We start from the raw sequence: 14,854 nt of genomic DNA, 5'->3' as shown, positions 1-14,854 counted from the left end.
GAGAAGGACGGTGGGGTCAGCGCGCGGTGAACTGCACCCCGGTGGGCTGCACGATGTTCGGCCGTACCGCCGGCCCGTCGACGGTCAGCTGCTCCCCGTAGATGTCGGTGATCCTGAGCGCGCCACCGCACCCGCCGCCCTGCTCGGAGAGGAAGTAGTTGTACTCGGTGCGGGGCAGTCGGGTCCAGGCCCCGCCGGCGCGGACCTCCAGCCGGGCCACCGGGTTGCGGTGACCGATCACCTGGATGGCGCACCAGTACTGGCTGGAACCCGTCTTGTACCGGATCGAGATCCGCTCGGAGGTGTCCGGGCTGACCAGACTCCAGGTGATCGGGATCTGGCCCTGGGAGGGGGTGGCCAGCTTGGCGAAGGCCTGTGCGCTGAGGTCGAGTTGGCCTGGTTTGCAGGGCGCCGGGCACTCGTTGGTGATCCGGACGGTGATGGCTGCGCCGCCTGCCGCGCGGACGCGGACGTAGGCCCCGCAGGCCTTGGAGACCTCGTAGTCGGTCGTGTTCATCGCCGCCGTCATGACGTCGTCACTGGGGTCGTACGAGCAGGCTCCGCTGCCGTCGGAGTCGTAGAAGGTCGCGATCCCCTGGTACTCGACCCCGGGGCGGATCCGCCCGGCCAGCTGTCCCGAGGCGGATCCGCCCTGCCGGGTGGCTGCGGGTGACCGCGGGGTGGGCTCGGTGGTCGGAGTCGCCGACCGGGTGGGTCCGGACTTCGAGGGCGACGGGGACGGGGACTTCGAGGGCGTGGCGGAGGGCTTCCGCTTCGGTGCCTCGGAAGAGGGGGCGGTCGCCTCGGAGGCGGTGGCGACGGGTGCTGCGCCGACTTTCTCGGCGGCCTCGGTGTCGCTTCCGCGGTCGGGGCCGAAGGCGATGACGAGCGACGCGGCGAGTCCGGCGGCCGCGACAGCGGCGACGGATATGAGGGCGGTGCGCCGCTTGGGCCGGGGGGAGGAGCGATGGGAACGGGCTGCCACGTTCAAATCCTTCGGTTCCGTGCGTGGTTCGGGGAGAGGGAGTGGGTCCGGAATGGTGTGATTCGGGGGAAAGTGTGATGTGTGTGGGGCTCGTGTGGAGGAGCCTTCCACTCCTGGGTTGCCGCCGGGGCCGGAATGGTTGCCCTCGGTGTGAGCCACCGCGCGGGCGGCGATCGTAGGATGATCGATCGCCGGGTCTTCGGTGGCCGCGCGACCGCGTGGACCACGTTCGCTTCAGGGGGGTTGGGATGTCACGACCGGTCACGGTGGTCACGGGTGGGAGCCGGGGGATCGGCGCCGCGACCTGCCTGCGGCTCGCGGCGGACGGGCACGACGTGGTCGTGGGCTATGTGCACGACGGGGCGGCCGCCGAGTGGATCGCGACGGGGGCGCGGGCGAACGGGGCGCGCTGTGTCACGGTCAGGGCGGACACCTCGGTGGAGGCCGACGTGGACCGCCTGTTCGAGACGGCGGCCGACCGGATCGGACCGGTGACGGGGCTGGTCAACAACGCCGGGGTGACCGGCCCGTTCGGGAGGCTGGCGGACACCGACACGGAGGTGCTGCGGCGGGTGGTCGAGGTCAACCTCCTCGGCGTGCTGCTGTGTTCGCGGCGGGCGGCCAAGGTGATGGCGGCCGCGGGGGGCGGCGTCATCGTGAACGTGTCCTCGGCGGCGGCCACGCTGGGCAGCCCCGGCGAGTACGTCCACTACGCGGCGACCAAGGCCGCGGTCGACGCGCTGACGACGGGGCTCGCGAAGGAACTCGGGCCGGACGGGATCCGGGTCAACGCGGTGGCGCCCGGGGTGATCGACACGGAGATCCACGCGCGGATGGGGGACCCGGAGCGCGCCGACCGTATCGCCGCGTCCGTACCGCTGCGGCGCCCCGGCCGCGCCGACGAGATCGCCTCGGCCATCGCCTGGCTCATGTCCCCGGAGGCGTCGTACACCACGGGTGCGGTGCTGCGGGTGTCGGGCGGTCGCTGACGCGGCGCGGGGGTGGGGTGGGGCCGCGGTCGGCCAGCGGGTCGTGGGGGTAGGCCCGGGTTGTCGGTCGACTGCCGGTTGTGGGTGGTTGCTCGCGCAGTTCCCCGCGCCCCTGGTGTGGCATGGCATGTCGGGAAGTGTCCGTCCGGCGGGTGGCCGCTGATGCGGGCCGTGCGGGTTGGGTTGTCGGTCGACTGCCGGTTGTGGGTGGTTGCTCGCGCAGTTCCCCGCGCCCCTGGTCCGGGGTCCGGTCAGCCGGCGGCGTCCTGTTCGTCGCGTAGGCGTTGGAACGCGGTCGGTGTCGGTCTGGCGGACAGGAAGTCCTTGATGCGGGCCGCGCATTGTGGCGGATCCGCCCGGCTCGTGTCGCACTCGACGTCGTAGAGGCCGTGCGCGTGGACCTGGGCCAGCTGCCGCGCGGCCAGTCCCGGGGGCCGGTCGCCCCGCTGCCGCTCGCGGCGTTCCAGTTCGGCGCGGGGACAGTGCACCCCGACGAACACCACGTCCTGCGGCACGAAGAGGTCGAGGCAGTCCCGCAGGCGCCATTCCGCGCTCAGGACGTGGTCCATGACGACCAGGTTGCCCGCGGCGGCCATGCCGGCGATCGCGCGGTGGTAGCCCCGCCAGGTGTCGTGCAGCACGCCGGCGAGCCGTTCGGGGGGTATCTCCCGTCCGGTCCGCATGGCGTGGAACGCGTCGACCGGGATGTGGAAGGACGGTTCGTCGAGGACGCGGAGCAGTTCCGCCGCGATGCTCGACTTGCCCGAACTGGACGTGCCGTTCAGGAAGATGATCAGGCCGCCGGTGCCGCCCTCCGGCTCGCCGGCCCCGGCGGCGTCGGCCGGGGCTCGCCGTGCGGGTTCACGCGGCTTCGACGACGTCCGCGCGTATCGCCGCGGCCCACTCCGCGACCAACAGCTCGTACTCCGCCCGCTCCTGGGCCGACAGCGACCCGCCGGCGCGCCGCCACAGCGCTCGGATCCGGTCGTTCAGGTCGTCGGCGGACCGCACGGAACCACGGACAAGGGGATCGGGGGACATGTCGACAAGAGTAGGCGCCCCGACTGACAGTGCGCTACGGGGCGGCTACGGATGTCGTATGTGGTTGGTCACGGAAGGGAGTTGGGGCGGAACGGTCCGATCATGCCGGCGCGGATCAGCCCGCCTCGGCCCGCCTCAGCCCGCCGACTCGCCCGCGTGCGGGCTCAGCACGCCCATCGACACCAGGACGACGATCACGATGCCGAGCGCGATGCGGTACCAGACGAACGGCATGAAGCTCTTGGTGGAGATGAACTTCATACACAAGTTTATGACGACTTTGCTCCACCCGACTTGACCTGCGGTTTTCCACCACTTTCAAGATCGAATGTGAGAGCAGTGGGAGACGGCACCTTCCAGTGCTCTCCTTCGCTGGCCACGAAACGCAGCCACCTGGTGTGCAGCGAACCTGCAGTCTCCGGTTTGCAGCGAACCTGCAATCTCCTGCTCCATGGCCAGGGCAACGTGCGAGTAGAGACCATCCACGCCGGCGACCTCGCGGCCCATGCGCTTCTCCACGGCGATGCGACTGTGTCGATCTTCGTCCAGCCACTCCTTGCCGCCGTGACGAAGCAGGTACAGCCGCTTTCCGGCGTACGCGGTTGCGGGGAACTGGCCCCTGACCCGCGGCCAAACTGTCCGACAAGGCCCTGGCCGCAGTGCGTGCCCCGGTCGCTCAACAGCCCGGATGAGATTTTCGGCAAGGGCAGGATGCATGAGACCGACTGGGACGATGAGGACGACAACGTGCCCCGGATGAGCTGATCGGCAAGCGAAGATCTGTGCGGCAGTGACCTGCATGCCCTGGCGGTCGCCGGAGGCGCTCCAGCGGTCACCGCACTCCGGCGGGCGCTGGCCGCGTTTCTGCGTCTGCCCGCCGGGTGATCCCCGCACCGGGGCACCGCTGCTCTGGCACTCGTGCCCGTACGGGGCGGTGTAGCCGGTGGTCGGGTGCACGGTCGCCTCAGGTTGTCGGTGCCGTCGGCTAGCGTGCGCGGTATGCGCTACTTCAATACGGCCGGGCCGTGCGTCCCCACGCGTCACTACATGGTGCCGGCCCAGGAGCGGCTGCCCAGGGCCCGCGGGTACATCGAGCAGGGCCAGTACTTCGTGGTGCACGCGCCACGGCAGACCGGGAAGACGACGGTGCTGGCGGCGATGGCCCGGGAACTGACGGCATCGGGCCGGTACGCGGCGCTGCACTTCTCGTGCGAGAGCGGGGAGGTGGCCGGGGAGGACTACGGCCAGGCCGAGCTGCTGGTGCTGGAGGCGATTCGGCGGTCCGCGGAGTCCGCTGGGCTTCCTGATGAGCTCGCGCCCCCCGCATCCTGGCCCGACGCGGTGCCCGGGTCCCGGCTCACGCGGGGGCTGGCTGAGTGGGTGCGGAGCTGTCCGCGTCCGCTGGTGCTGTTCTTCGACGAGATCGACGCGCTGCGGGGGCAGAGCCTGCGCAGTGTGCTGCGCCAGTTGCGCGATGGCTTCACCGTCAGCCGTGGCGGCTTCCCGCATGCGGTAGTGCTGTGCGGGCTGCGGGATGTGCGTGACTACAAGGCGGCCTCGGGCGGGGATCCGGGGCGCCTTGGTACGTCGAGTCCGTTCAACATCAAGGTGGCGTCGCTGCGGTTGGGCGACTTCACCGAGGCCGAGGTCGCCGAGCTGTACGGGCAGCACACCACGCAGACGGGCCAGGATTTCACGGTGGATGCGCTGGAGTGTGCCTTCGGCTTTACCCAGGGACAGCCGTGGCTGGTCAACGCGCTGGCCCGGGAGGTCGTCGAGGAGATGGGAGTGCCGTCGGACACGCCGATCACGGCCGAGCACATGGAGGAGGCGAAGGAGCGGCTGATCCTGGCGCGTGCGACGCATCTGGACTCGCTGGCCGCCAGGTTGGGCGAGGACCGGGTACGGCGGGTGATCCAGCCGGTGATCGCGGGCGAGCTGCTCCTGCCGACGGACACGTACGACGACGATCTGGCGTACGTGCGCGACCTGGGGTTGGTCGCTCCGGACGCGCCGGTGCGGGTGGCCAATCCGATCTACCAGGAGGTCATTGTCCGGGTCCTGGGGAACAACACGGAGGGCCAGGTCGTCGCCGCCCCGAGCAGCTTCCGGCTGCCGGACGGCCGGATCGACATGGACAAGCTGCTGTGCTCCTTTGCCGAGTTCTGGCGGGAGAACGGCGAGATCCTGGCCACCGCCTCGACCTACCCGGAGGCCGCGGCACAGCTGGTGATGATGGCCTACCTGCACCGGATCGTGAACGGGGCGGGTTTCATCGACCGGGAGTACGGGATCGGCCGGCGGCGCGTGGACCTGCTGATCCGCCAGCCCTACACCGCTGCCGACCGTTCGCGGGCGGTGCAGCGCGAGGCGCTGGAGCTGAAGGTGTGGCGCCAGGGCCGCACCGACCCACTCGCCGAGGGGCTGGCACAGTTGGACGACTACCTGGACCGCATGGAGCTGTCCACGGGCACCCTCGTCGTCTTCGACACCCGCCCGCAAGCAGCCACGGTCCACGAGCGCACCGCCTTCTCGCAGCAGACCACGCCCTCCGGGCGCACCGTCACCCTGCTGCGCGCCTGACGGCCGGGAGTCAGCCAGGAGCGCCCCCGGATCTTCCTCCCGTGGCCGTGTTCCCGGAGCAGCACGGGTTCGGTGCGGGAGCCGAGATCTTCGGTGCCCAGTACGCGACGTGCCCGGCCACCCGGGTCACTGGTGGCTGGCCTGCGACGTGTCGAACTACGGCATCGCCTGCAGACACTGCAACAGCGGCGGAGCCCGCTACAACGGTGTCCGGGAAGGCCGCGCCAAGGGCAGCCAGTTCCCGGTCATAGGCGGTACCCGCGCCCGCGCATCAGCCGATGACCTGGACCGCGAACAGCCGCTGCTCCCAGCCCACCACAGCGACCCCGACCTGCTCGGCTTCGACAGCGCCGGCTACGCCCGGCGCAGCAGCACCCCCTACTCGCAGGCCGAAGCGAAACGCGGCCTGTGCCGCGCCGACGAAACCATACGGATCCTCGCGCTCAACGACTCCCACCTCGTCCCGCTCCGCAGCCGCCTCATGCGGGCGGTCACCGTACTCGCCCGCTACGGGGACGATCCCGCCATCCAGCAGCTGATCGACGACAAGGTGGGGCCCAAGGCGCCATACAGCTCAGCAGCCGCCATGGCCCTGGCCCTGCAGCGCGCCTGCGACCGGCCCGCTGCCGCGCCCACGCCGGCCGCAACGACGCCCACACCCACCGTCGACCCGGAACGCTCCCGAGTCGACCTGCAAGACCTGCTGGAACATCTGGACCCGGACGACCTGAAGGCCGGCATCACCTTCACGGGCCGGCACGAGAAGAAGGTCCACCAGGCGGTCCTGAACCACGAGGGCCAGATCAACGTCCTGGGCCGCCCCTGGCGCACCCCGACCACCGCCGCCAGGGCCGCGACCGGCAGCAACAAGATCGACGGCTGGGATTTCTGGCGTCTGACCATCGCCGGTGTGGAGCAGACCCTCGCCGAGTTCCGCGCCACGCACTTCCCGCCACCCGCACCGGTGTGACAGGGCGGAACTGTCCGCCTCGCCGGCGACGGTCTCCTGCTGATCCCTTCGGTCTTCGTCGGGAATATCGCCGCCCACCTGGAAGACCCCTGGCCCAGGACCTTGATCTACCCTGCCCGCGGCACCGCCGCCCTGCGGGGCGAACAAAAGACCGTCCCTCAACCGGACGCGCTGACCGCTCTGGTCGGCCGGGCCCGAGCCCGGCTGCTGGTGGCGCTGGACGCCCCGGCCAGTACCCGGCGTATAGCCTGACTCGTCTGCCGCCCCGTATTTCCGCAGGTCAGAGGCTATGTTTAATTGATAAACAAACACTTGGGGTCGAATCCGGGTCGAATTCGGGTTCGCGTATTGTCGTTCCCGTCCCACCGACATGCGGCAGATGCGGTCATTCCGGGCGATGAAGGTGGTCCGGCATCGGTCTGTAGTGGACATCCAGGCGCCGGACAGGTTCACAAGTACATGTACGAGGTGTCTTCTTGTCGACCAGCTCGGGCTGAACTCGATCACCGGTGGGGCGCCCTGCGGCAGGCCCTGGAAGTGATCACTGCGAGAGCGTCTCGTTGATCGCTCCCGCCAAGAACCACTGGTTTCCAGCAAAAGCGGTGATGTGCGGCATGGCAGTTCCCGTCTCTGTCGGCGGGGCTCCGTCGCCCCGCGTGCCGTGGTTGGAAACAGGGTTGTGAGGCTTGCATCGGCTCGGCAAGACGTCTTCTGTCAGGCGGAAGGACTTCCGTAAAGGGGCTGGTCAGAGCCCTGTTCTGTCAGCCCCCTAGTCGCCAGAGTGGAGCGCCGGGTGGTGCTGCTGTTCGGTTCGCGCTCGGGGGAGCCGGAGGTGGCGCCGGCGGGTGCGACTACTCGCTACGTGGCGCTAATCGCCCAAAAATGTCCACTTAGTTTCAATTGTGAGACTCCTCTGTCGGTGGATGCTCGGTACAGCGGCAAGAATCAGCATCACTGCAGGTCAACTACTGTTCGTTTTGGAGTCTGGGGCCCTCGGGGCGAATCCGGGTCGAATCCGCACCGTTTTCGGTTGTGGAGCGTATTGCCGCTGGTCAGGGTGGTGCGAGGTCGTGTACTGATTCGCCTTGCGGCTGGGGGTGGCGCGGCGAGCAGTAGGGCCGATGAGCCGCTGACGGGGCACTGAGTGGCGGTGGTCGTCTGCCAGGGGCGGGGGGCTGGCCAGCGGATTCTTCGCTGCTGGTGGCGGTCGCCTTTCGTGATCACGGCCTGCGGAAATGTCTTCAGGCGGGACGGCTGATGCGTGCCGGCCCGGGATTGATGGTTCCTGGCCGAGACCGACCTGCCGGGCGTGTCAGGGGCCGTCCAGGAGCCGCGCGGTGGTCGGGCCATGTGGCACAGGCCCCGCCGCCTCGCGCGGCAGCCGGTGCTCTCGCGCTATCCGGTACACCCCCACAACTGCCATTCCTTGGCGCCGATATCAGCGCAGTCTCGGTCGGCTCGCGGGCACCAATGCCGAACTGGAGCTCTTGGTACCTCGGAGAGTTCATGGATCCGCGAGGACCCTTGAGTGACGCTCATGTACGTCCGGCTCATGGCAAGGTAGTTGGGGGAGTTCACATCTTCTGTGTCCAGATCGGCACTGCCGCGCGTGACAGACGCCCGTGCGCCCGCGGCGAACGGGGCAGTCTTGGAAGCCCGCTTCAGGGGGCGACACACCTGGGGCACTGTGGAGGCGGCCGAGCAGGGCCGGTCGACGGAATTCACCTCGCGGTACGAGGTGAATGGCATCCTGACTGGCGCCAGTGACGACATCTCGGGCGGTCTTTCCGCGTACGACGAAAGGCCAGGCCGACAGTGCGGTTGCCGCCCTCTCGGATCCGGCCCAGCGCGGGGTCACCAACGCAACCCGTCGAGTAACCTGAGCACCCGGTGCTCGACCTGGTACAGCTCGTGGGCGAATTGCCGGTGGCTCAGCAGTAGTTCGTGTCCATGGCGCGGGACTCTGCCACGATGAAGGGCAACCACGAACTGACGGTCACGGCCCTCGTCTCGTCGAACACCGCCGCCGAGGTTGTCCTGCCCGGCGACAGCGACGGCGTCGAGGTGGGCTCGGGCCGCCACACCTGGACGGTTCCGTTCGACGCCGACCCCGCCGAACGAACGCCCCTGTCGGTGGACATGAGCATGGACGACCTGCTGGACCGCGAAGAGGCGGCCCGTGCCTTCAAGGAACTGATGACCGCATACGTCCCGGAGGCCGCCGCCTTCATCGAGGGCGGCTCAGGGGCTCCACAGGCACTACGGTCCGGGCCATCGCCGGGATGCTGCCCGGTGGCGACAGCTTCCTCGCTGACCTGGAGAAGAAGTTCGCGGCCTTGGACGGCCGTGTCCGACAGACGGGTCTGCCCGCTCGTCACGAGCGGGCCCCCGGGACAGGCCGCCGAAGTCAGCATTCAGCGCGATCTGCCGACGAGCGCGGCAGTGTGTCCCGATCGACCGATACCGACCCGGTGCGGGACGCGGGCAGAAGGACGTCCACCCGCGTGCCACGGCCGGGGACGCTGTCCAGACGGATCCTGCCGTGGTGCAGGTCCGTGATCGCCGCCACGATAGCCAGTCCCAGCCCGCTGCCTCCGTCGACACGGCTGCGGCCCTTGTCGGCGCGATAGAACCGGTCGAAGACGTGGGTGAGCGACTCATGGGGGATACCCGGGCCGAAGTCCTCCACCCGTAGCATCACCTCGTCGCCCGACGTGCTCAGAGTGACCCGACAGGGAACATCCGGTGCCGTGTGCATACGGACGTTGCCGAGCAGATTGCTGAGCAGGCTCCGCAACTGGGCCTCGTCCCCGCTGACTGTCACGTCGGGCTCGATGTACGCCCCGGTCGGCCGTGACGGCTCCACTGCCCTGGCGTCGCGGCAGCAGTCGCGTACGAGCCCGCTCAGGTCAACCGGCTCAAGACTTGCCTCGTCCTGCTCGTCGAACCGGGCAAGCCCGAGGAGCGACTCGACCAGCCGTGTCATGCGATGGATCTCGGAGAGCATCCGCTCCACCGCCTCGTTCACCGCGGCCCGGTCCGGCAGCGCCCCGCTCTGGTACAACTCGGCGTAGCCGCGCAGGGATTGGAGCGGCGTGCGCAGTTCGTGCGAGGCGTCCGCCACGAACTGACGCATCCGCTCCTCGGACTGCTCGCGGGCGGTGAGCGCGGCCTGGATCTGGTCGAGCATCCCGTTCAAGGCGTCCGCGAGGCGTCCGACCTCCGTGGTGGGTGCTGAGGCGGCTACGGTCAACCGCTGGGCGAAGTCGCCGGCGGCGATGGTGTCGGCCGTGTCCGCAGCCCGCTCCAGCGGGCGCAGTTCCCGCCGTACGACAGTAGTGCTCACCAGGGCCACACCGGTCAGCCCTGCCAGTTCCACGAGCACGATCACGGCCGGATCGCCGCTGAGAATCCAGCTGAGTGCCGTGGCTGCCATGGCGCCGGCGCACAGCACCGTGACGACCATGCTCAGGCGCGCGCGAAGCGGCGACCGGCGCAACCGCTTCAGCATCCCGGCTCCCGGATGGCGTAGCCGATGCCCCGCTGGGTGTGGATCAAGGGTGGACCGAGCGCGTCGAGTTTGCGGCGCAGGTAGCTGATATACGTGGCGACCACGGTGTCGTCGCCGTTGAAGTCGTACGACCAGACGTGTTCGAGGAGTTGGGCCCGGGGCACGATCCGACCGCTGTGCAGCATCAGGTAGCGCAGCAGCCGGAACTCGGTCGGGGAGAGACCGATCGCAGTGCCGCCGCGGCGTACGGAGTGGGTGGCCGGGTCGAGTTCGAGGTCGGCGACCCGCAGGACGGAGCTCTCGTGCTCGGGTCTGCGGGTGCGGCGCAGCACAGCACCGATCCGGGCGGCCACCTCGTCGAGACCGAACGGTTTGGTGACGTAGTCGTCACCACCCGCTGCGAGTGCCTTGACCAGGTCCTTACGTGTGTCACGTGCGGTGAGGAAGACAACCGCGTGCGGGAGGCCGTCGGCGCGCAACCGCCGCATGACCTCGATGCCGTCGCCGTCCGGGAGCATGATGTCCAGCAGGATGAGCTCGGGAAGGTGGTCGCGGGCCTCGGCAAGGGCTTCCTTCACCGTGGCGGCCGTCCGGACCTCGTAGCCGATGAACCGCAGGAAACGGCCGACGGTGTCCAGGATCGCCGGCTCGTCGTCGACGACGAGCAATCGCCCGAGCGGTGGCTCGGACTCCGCCACGGCTGCGGCGTTCTCGTCGGGCATGCGCGTCAACCCTTTCCTCAGTGCCGCGGGACCCTGCCCGCCTTCGGTGCTCAATTGATCGTCTCCGACCCGCGTGGCGCGTTCCATGGGAGTTGTGTGTGAACAGCGGTCCCGAAGGGCCGTTTCGCGGAGTGTGGCCCGGAGGCGTTCCTACGGTGGATAAGGCAGGCCTCGGCGACTGGCGTCCTCCACCGGTCGGGGCACTGCTCATTTCCCATTCCCCGGCCATCGGGAGTCTTCGCGTGTCCACCCTGCTGTACCGCCTGGGCCGTTTCGCCTACCGGCGGAAATGGTCCGTCATCGGCGCTTGGTCCGTACTGCTGCTCGTCGCGGTCCTGGCGGCCCTCGGCCTGATGAAGCCGTTCACCACCTCGACGACCATCCCGGGTACCGAGGCCCAGCGCACGCTCGACGTCGTGCAGGCAGAGTTCCCCAGCGACCAGTCCCACCTCACCGGAAGGATCGTCTTTCGGGCCCCACGCGGTGAGACCCTCACGACCGGCGACGTGGCCCGCATCGTACGGCGAACGGTCGATGAGGCGGCGGATGTTCTGGGCGTCAGGTCGGTCACCGCACCCTCCGCGTCGTCGGGGACGGTCTCGGCCGACGGCCGGACGGGCATCGCCGCACTGACCTTCACCACCGACAAGACCGGCACCCTTTCCGAGGCGACCACCAACGGCGTCGAGCGACTCGTGGCCGAGGCACGTCGCGAGGGGCTGACCGGGGAGATCGGCGGAGACGCCTTCTCCAAGGTCGAGGTCAAGGTGATGGGCCCCGGGGAAGCCGTGGGCGTGCTCATCGCCCTGGGCATTCTGGTCTTCGTCTTCCGCTCCCTGCGTGCCGCGGTCATTCCCGTCGCGACCGCGCTCGTCGGGGTTGCCGTGGGTGTGCTCGGCCTGCTGAGTCTGACCAGCGTCGTCACGATGGACAGCACCTCGGTGATCCTCGCCGTGATGCTGGGCCTGGCCGTGGGCATCGACTACGCCCTGTTCATCGTCTCCAGGCACCAGACCCAGGTCAGGGCGGGCATGGAACCAGAGGAGTCGGCCGGCCTGGCGACCGGGACGGCCGGTGGAGCGGTCGTCTTCGCCGGCGCGACCGTCGTCATCGCACTGGCCGCGCTCTCCGTGGTGAACATCCCGTTCCTTACCGTCATGGGACTGGGTGCTGCGGCGACGGTCGTCGTCTCCGTGTCGATCGCCGTCACACTGCTGCCGGCCGTACTCGGCCTGATGGGACGGAACATCGCCACCAGCACGGTCCCCGTCCTGCGTCGTTCCGTCGAGCGCGCCCCCGTCTCGGCACGTCAGCCCGCAGGGCAGCGTTGGGCGGCCATGGTGGCCCGCCGCCGGTGGAGCGTCTTGCTCGTCTCTCTGGTGGGCCTGGGCGTCCTCGCTGTCCCTGCGGCGGATCTCCGACTGGGGCTCGGCGGCACGCAGGATCCCGACACCTCCGCGGGCAGGGCACAGAAGCTCGTGGACGACGGATTCGGCCCCGGCTACAGCGGCACGCTGGTCGTGCTGGTACAGGGTGAAAGGACGGAGGTCGTCCCGGCCGCCGAGCGCATGGCCGGTGTGGTGCGGGACCTGCCTGGGGTGGCCTCCGTGACCCCCGCGGTCCGTGCCGAGTCCGGTCATGCGGCACTGCTCAGCGTCACATCCACCGGTGGCCCGGAGACCGAGACGACCAAGCGGGTCCTGGCAGAGATACGGAACGCCCGAGGCGCCGTGGAGAAGAACAGCGGCACCGAGATCAATGTCACCGGCACCACCGCCGTCAACATCGACGTGGCGAACAAGCTCTCCTCCGCCCTGCCCGTGTACTGCCTGCTGGTGATGGGCCTGGCGCTCCTCCTCCTCGTCGTGGTGTTCCGCGCCCTCGCCGTCCCGCTCAAGGCGGCCCTGGGGTTCCTGCTGTCCCTCGGTGCTTCGCTGGGCGCGCTGGTGGCGGTGTTCCAGTGGGGCTGGCTCTCCGACCTGCTCGGCATCAAGACCACCGGCCCGGTCCTGAGTTTCCTGCCGATGCTGCTGGTGGGCATCCTCTTCGGCCTCGCTATGGACTACGAGGTCTTTCTCGTCTCCCGGATGCGGGAGGAGTACGCCCATGGGCTGCCGCCGGTCGAGGCGATGGTCCGCGGATTCGGGCACGGCGCGAAGGTCGTGATCGCTGCCGCGCTGATCATGATCGCGGTGTTCGGGTCGTTCGTCTTCGCCGACATGCAGGTCATCAAAGGCATGGGCTTTGCGCTCGGCGTCGGCGTGCTCCTGGACGCGTTCGTTGTCCGGATGACGCTTGTCCCCGCCGTGATGGCGGTCCTGGGCCGTAAGGCATGGTGGCTGCCCCGGTTCCTGCACCGAGCGCTGCCGGACATGGACATCGAGGGGGAGCGACTGACGAGCAGGCTGACGCAGGCGTCCGGGCCGGCGGGATGGGATCGGGCGGCACGGCAGCCGCGCGACGCCGACCGGGCGGCAGCCCCGGTGAGCGGCGCGGGTGCACGACGGTACTGAGGAGCCCATCGGCGTGTGGGCGGCGCCAGGAGTTGACCGCACGCCGATCTGGAAGTGGTCCACATCAGAAAACTATCAACGTTCGGGATTCGAGTATGCCTGTCTCCTGCAGGGGGTGATCCGCGCGGGCGTTGGACCCGGTTCCTGTTGAGCGTGCCGATTCTTCGAAGTCGGCCGCTTCGCTCCGATTCCGTCGCCGACGAGGTCGGCCGCCAGGCCCTGCACTGCATCTGCTGCTCGGCCTGTCTCAACGTCTGCCCGGTCTACGAGTGGGCCTGCGGCCACGCTTCCGGCCACGCCTGCGGCTCGGTCTAACCGGGCCCGATCGGTGCGATCCTCAGCCCCCAACTGCGCGGCACGGAAAGCGAGATCGACGCCCCGCTGCCGTACGCCTCCTCGCTGTGCGGGGCCTGCTACAAGGTCTGCCCGGTCGCCATCGACATCCCCGAGGTGCTGGTGCATCTGCGGGAACGGGTCGTTCAGGGCGGGCTGGTGGTCCGCGAGGGCAACAAGGTGGTGCTCAAGCCCGCCAAGGGGCACGCGGCCGAGCGGGCGGCGATGCGGGCGGCCCGCTGGGCGTTCGCCCGCCCCGGTGTCCTGCGCACCGGACAGCGGCCGACCTCGCGCACCCGGCGGCTGCATCCGCGTTCGCTTCCGGGGCCGGGCAGGCCTGGAGCGGTACCCGGGATCTTCCGGCCCTACCCGTGGAGCCGTTCCGCGACTGGTGGCCGCGGACCGACGGCGGCCGCTCGGAGAAGGGGGGCTCGAAGTGAGCAGCAGGGAGCGGATCCTGGGCCGGGTGCGGCGCGCGCTGTCCGATGTCTCGGGCGAGGACGCTCCGATCGAGCGGACGTATCTGCGGGAGCACGGGGACCGCGGCGTCGAGGAGACGGCGGACCTCCTGGCCGAGAACCTCGCCGACTACCGGGCGATCGTGCACCACTGCACCGCAGCGGACCTGCCCGCGACGCTCGCCGGGATGCCGGCGGCGCGGGGTTCCAGACGGTCCTGGTGCCGTCGGGGCTGGAGCAGTCCTGGCTCGCGGACGCCGACGCCGAGCAGGTCCCGGACCGGGCCGAGCACCCCGCACGAGCTGGACCGGATCGACAGTGTGGTGACGGCGTGCGCGGTGGCCGTCGCCGAGTCCGGCACCGTCGTCCTCGACGGCTCCCCCGGCCAGGGCCGCCGCCGCATCACGCTCATGCCCGACCAGCGCATCTGCGTCGTACGGGTCCCGGACCAGGTCGTCTCCGCGGTGCCGCAGGGCCTCGAACGCCTCGAACCGGTAAGTCCGTTGACGTGGATCTCCGGTTCTTCAGCGACCAGCGACGTCGGGCTGGACCGGGTCGAGGGGGTGCACGGTTCGCGCACCCTGGAAGTGATCCCGGTGAACAGGAATGGCGAGTAGGAAATGCTCGCATCGGGCTCTGCTCACCTCCTGCGGTAGGAAAGCAGGATCGTCTGAGGTCCGTGGAGAACGACGATCTGAGAGCCGTGCTGCCGCGGAACGGAGCCCTTCTGTGCATCCGTGCCAGTTCGT

General features: G+C 69.5%; 11 protein-coding genes and 4 pseudogenes. 8 read left to right on the top strand and 7 right to left on the bottom strand.

All coding sequences use genetic code 11. The features are described 5' to 3' along the window. Positions 1-16: 16 nt before the first annotated feature. On the bottom strand, positions 17-985 hold the full coding sequence (locus H4687_RS08160; RefSeq protein ID WP_050398797.1) for an expansin EXLX1 family cellulose-binding protein: 969 nt from the start codon (positions 983-985) through the stop codon (positions 17-19). 248 nt (positions 986-1,233) lie between these two features. Between H4687_RS08160 and H4687_RS08155 the strand changes: the two genes are divergently transcribed. Then, a complete protein-coding gene (locus tag H4687_RS08155; RefSeq protein WP_046919543.1) occupies positions 1,234-1,974 on the top strand; it encodes an SDR family NAD(P)-dependent oxidoreductase in 741 nt (246 codons plus the stop codon). Between the two features lie 251 nt (positions 1,975-2,225). Here the strand turns inward: H4687_RS08155 and H4687_RS08150 are convergent, their stop codons facing one another. The 3 genes and pseudogenes from H4687_RS08150 to H4687_RS08140 form a co-directional block, all read right to left on the bottom strand. Further along, on the bottom strand, positions 2,226-2,771 hold the full coding sequence (locus H4687_RS08150) for a chloramphenicol phosphotransferase CPT family protein (protein WP_046914348.1): 546 nt from the start codon (positions 2,769-2,771) through the stop codon (positions 2,226-2,228). Between the two features lie 64 nt (positions 2,772-2,835). Further along, complete coding sequence (locus tag H4687_RS08145) at positions 2,836-3,015, bottom strand: hypothetical protein (RefSeq protein ID WP_005475560.1); 180 nt, start codon at positions 3,013-3,015, stop codon at positions 2,836-2,838. Between the two features lie 135 nt (positions 3,016-3,150). Further along, positions 3,151-3,291: pseudogene (locus H4687_RS08140) on the bottom strand (undecaprenyl-diphosphatase); the annotation flags it as partial. A 63-nt stretch (positions 3,292-3,354) separates the two neighbouring features. Between H4687_RS08140 and H4687_RS08135 the strand changes: the two are divergent. From H4687_RS08135 to H4687_RS48445, 4 genes and pseudogenes are all read left to right on the top strand, one after another. Continuing rightward, complete coding sequence (locus H4687_RS08135) at positions 3,355-3,780, top strand: hypothetical protein (protein ID WP_143673463.1); 426 nt, start codon at positions 3,355-3,357, stop codon at positions 3,778-3,780. Positions 3,781-4,014: 234 nt separating this feature from the next. After that, entirely contained in the window at positions 4,015-5,598 is a 1,584-nt protein-coding gene (locus H4687_RS08130; protein ID WP_225966632.1) for an ATP-binding protein, read from the top strand. Between the two features lie 109 nt (positions 5,599-5,707). Further along, entirely contained in the window at positions 5,708-6,568 is an 861-nt protein-coding gene (locus H4687_RS08125; protein WP_006378819.1) for a restriction system modified-DNA reader domain-containing protein, read from the top strand. Between the two features lie 6 nt (positions 6,569-6,574). Beyond that, positions 6,575-6,817: pseudogene (locus H4687_RS48445) on the top strand (ArsR family transcriptional regulator); the annotation flags it as partial. 1,682 nt (positions 6,818-8,499) lie between these two features. On the opposite strand, the gene H4687_RS08115 reads toward H4687_RS48445, so the two are convergent. The 3 genes from H4687_RS08115 to H4687_RS08105 form a co-directional block, all read right to left on the bottom strand. Further along, positions 8,500-8,709, bottom strand: coding sequence for a hypothetical protein (locus H4687_RS08115; protein WP_143673346.1), 210 nt, complete (start codon positions 8,707-8,709; stop codon positions 8,500-8,502). A gap of 266 nt (positions 8,710-8,975) precedes the next feature. After that, positions 8,976-10,079, bottom strand: a complete 1,104-nt coding sequence (locus H4687_RS08110) for a sensor histidine kinase (protein WP_010358252.1) — start codon at positions 10,077-10,079, stop codon at positions 8,976-8,978. Then, positions 10,073-10,801, bottom strand: coding sequence for a response regulator transcription factor (locus H4687_RS08105; RefSeq protein ID WP_006378898.1), 729 nt, complete (start codon positions 10,799-10,801; stop codon positions 10,073-10,075). Before H4687_RS08105 ends, H4687_RS08110 begins: the two co-directional genes overlap by 7 nt. A 242-nt stretch (positions 10,802-11,043) precedes the next feature. On the opposite strand from H4687_RS08105, the gene H4687_RS08100 reads away from it, so the two are divergent. The 3 genes and pseudogenes from H4687_RS08100 to H4687_RS08090 all read left to right on the top strand — a co-directional run bounded on the left by H4687_RS08100 (position 11,044) and on the right by H4687_RS08090 (position 14,722). Then, positions 11,044-13,314, top strand: a complete 2,271-nt coding sequence (locus H4687_RS08100) for an MMPL family transporter (RefSeq protein ID WP_006379207.1) — start codon at positions 11,044-11,046, stop codon at positions 13,312-13,314. 180 nt (positions 13,315-13,494) lie between these two features. Then, positions 13,495-14,087: pseudogene (locus H4687_RS08095) on the top strand (lactate utilisation protein LutB domain-containing protein); the annotation flags it as partial. Beyond that, a pseudogene (locus H4687_RS08090) lies at positions 14,084-14,722 on the top strand (LutC/YkgG family protein). The pseudogenes H4687_RS08095 and H4687_RS08090, both read left to right, overlap by 4 nt. Positions 14,723-14,854: the final 132 nt, after the last annotated feature.

Source organism: Streptomyces stelliscabiei (genome assembly GCF_014873495.1).
GTDB classification, from domain to species: Bacteria; Actinomycetota; Actinomycetes; order Streptomycetales; family Streptomycetaceae; genus Streptomyces; species Streptomyces bottropensis.
This window is presented reverse-complemented; position numbering and strand designations above follow the sequence as displayed.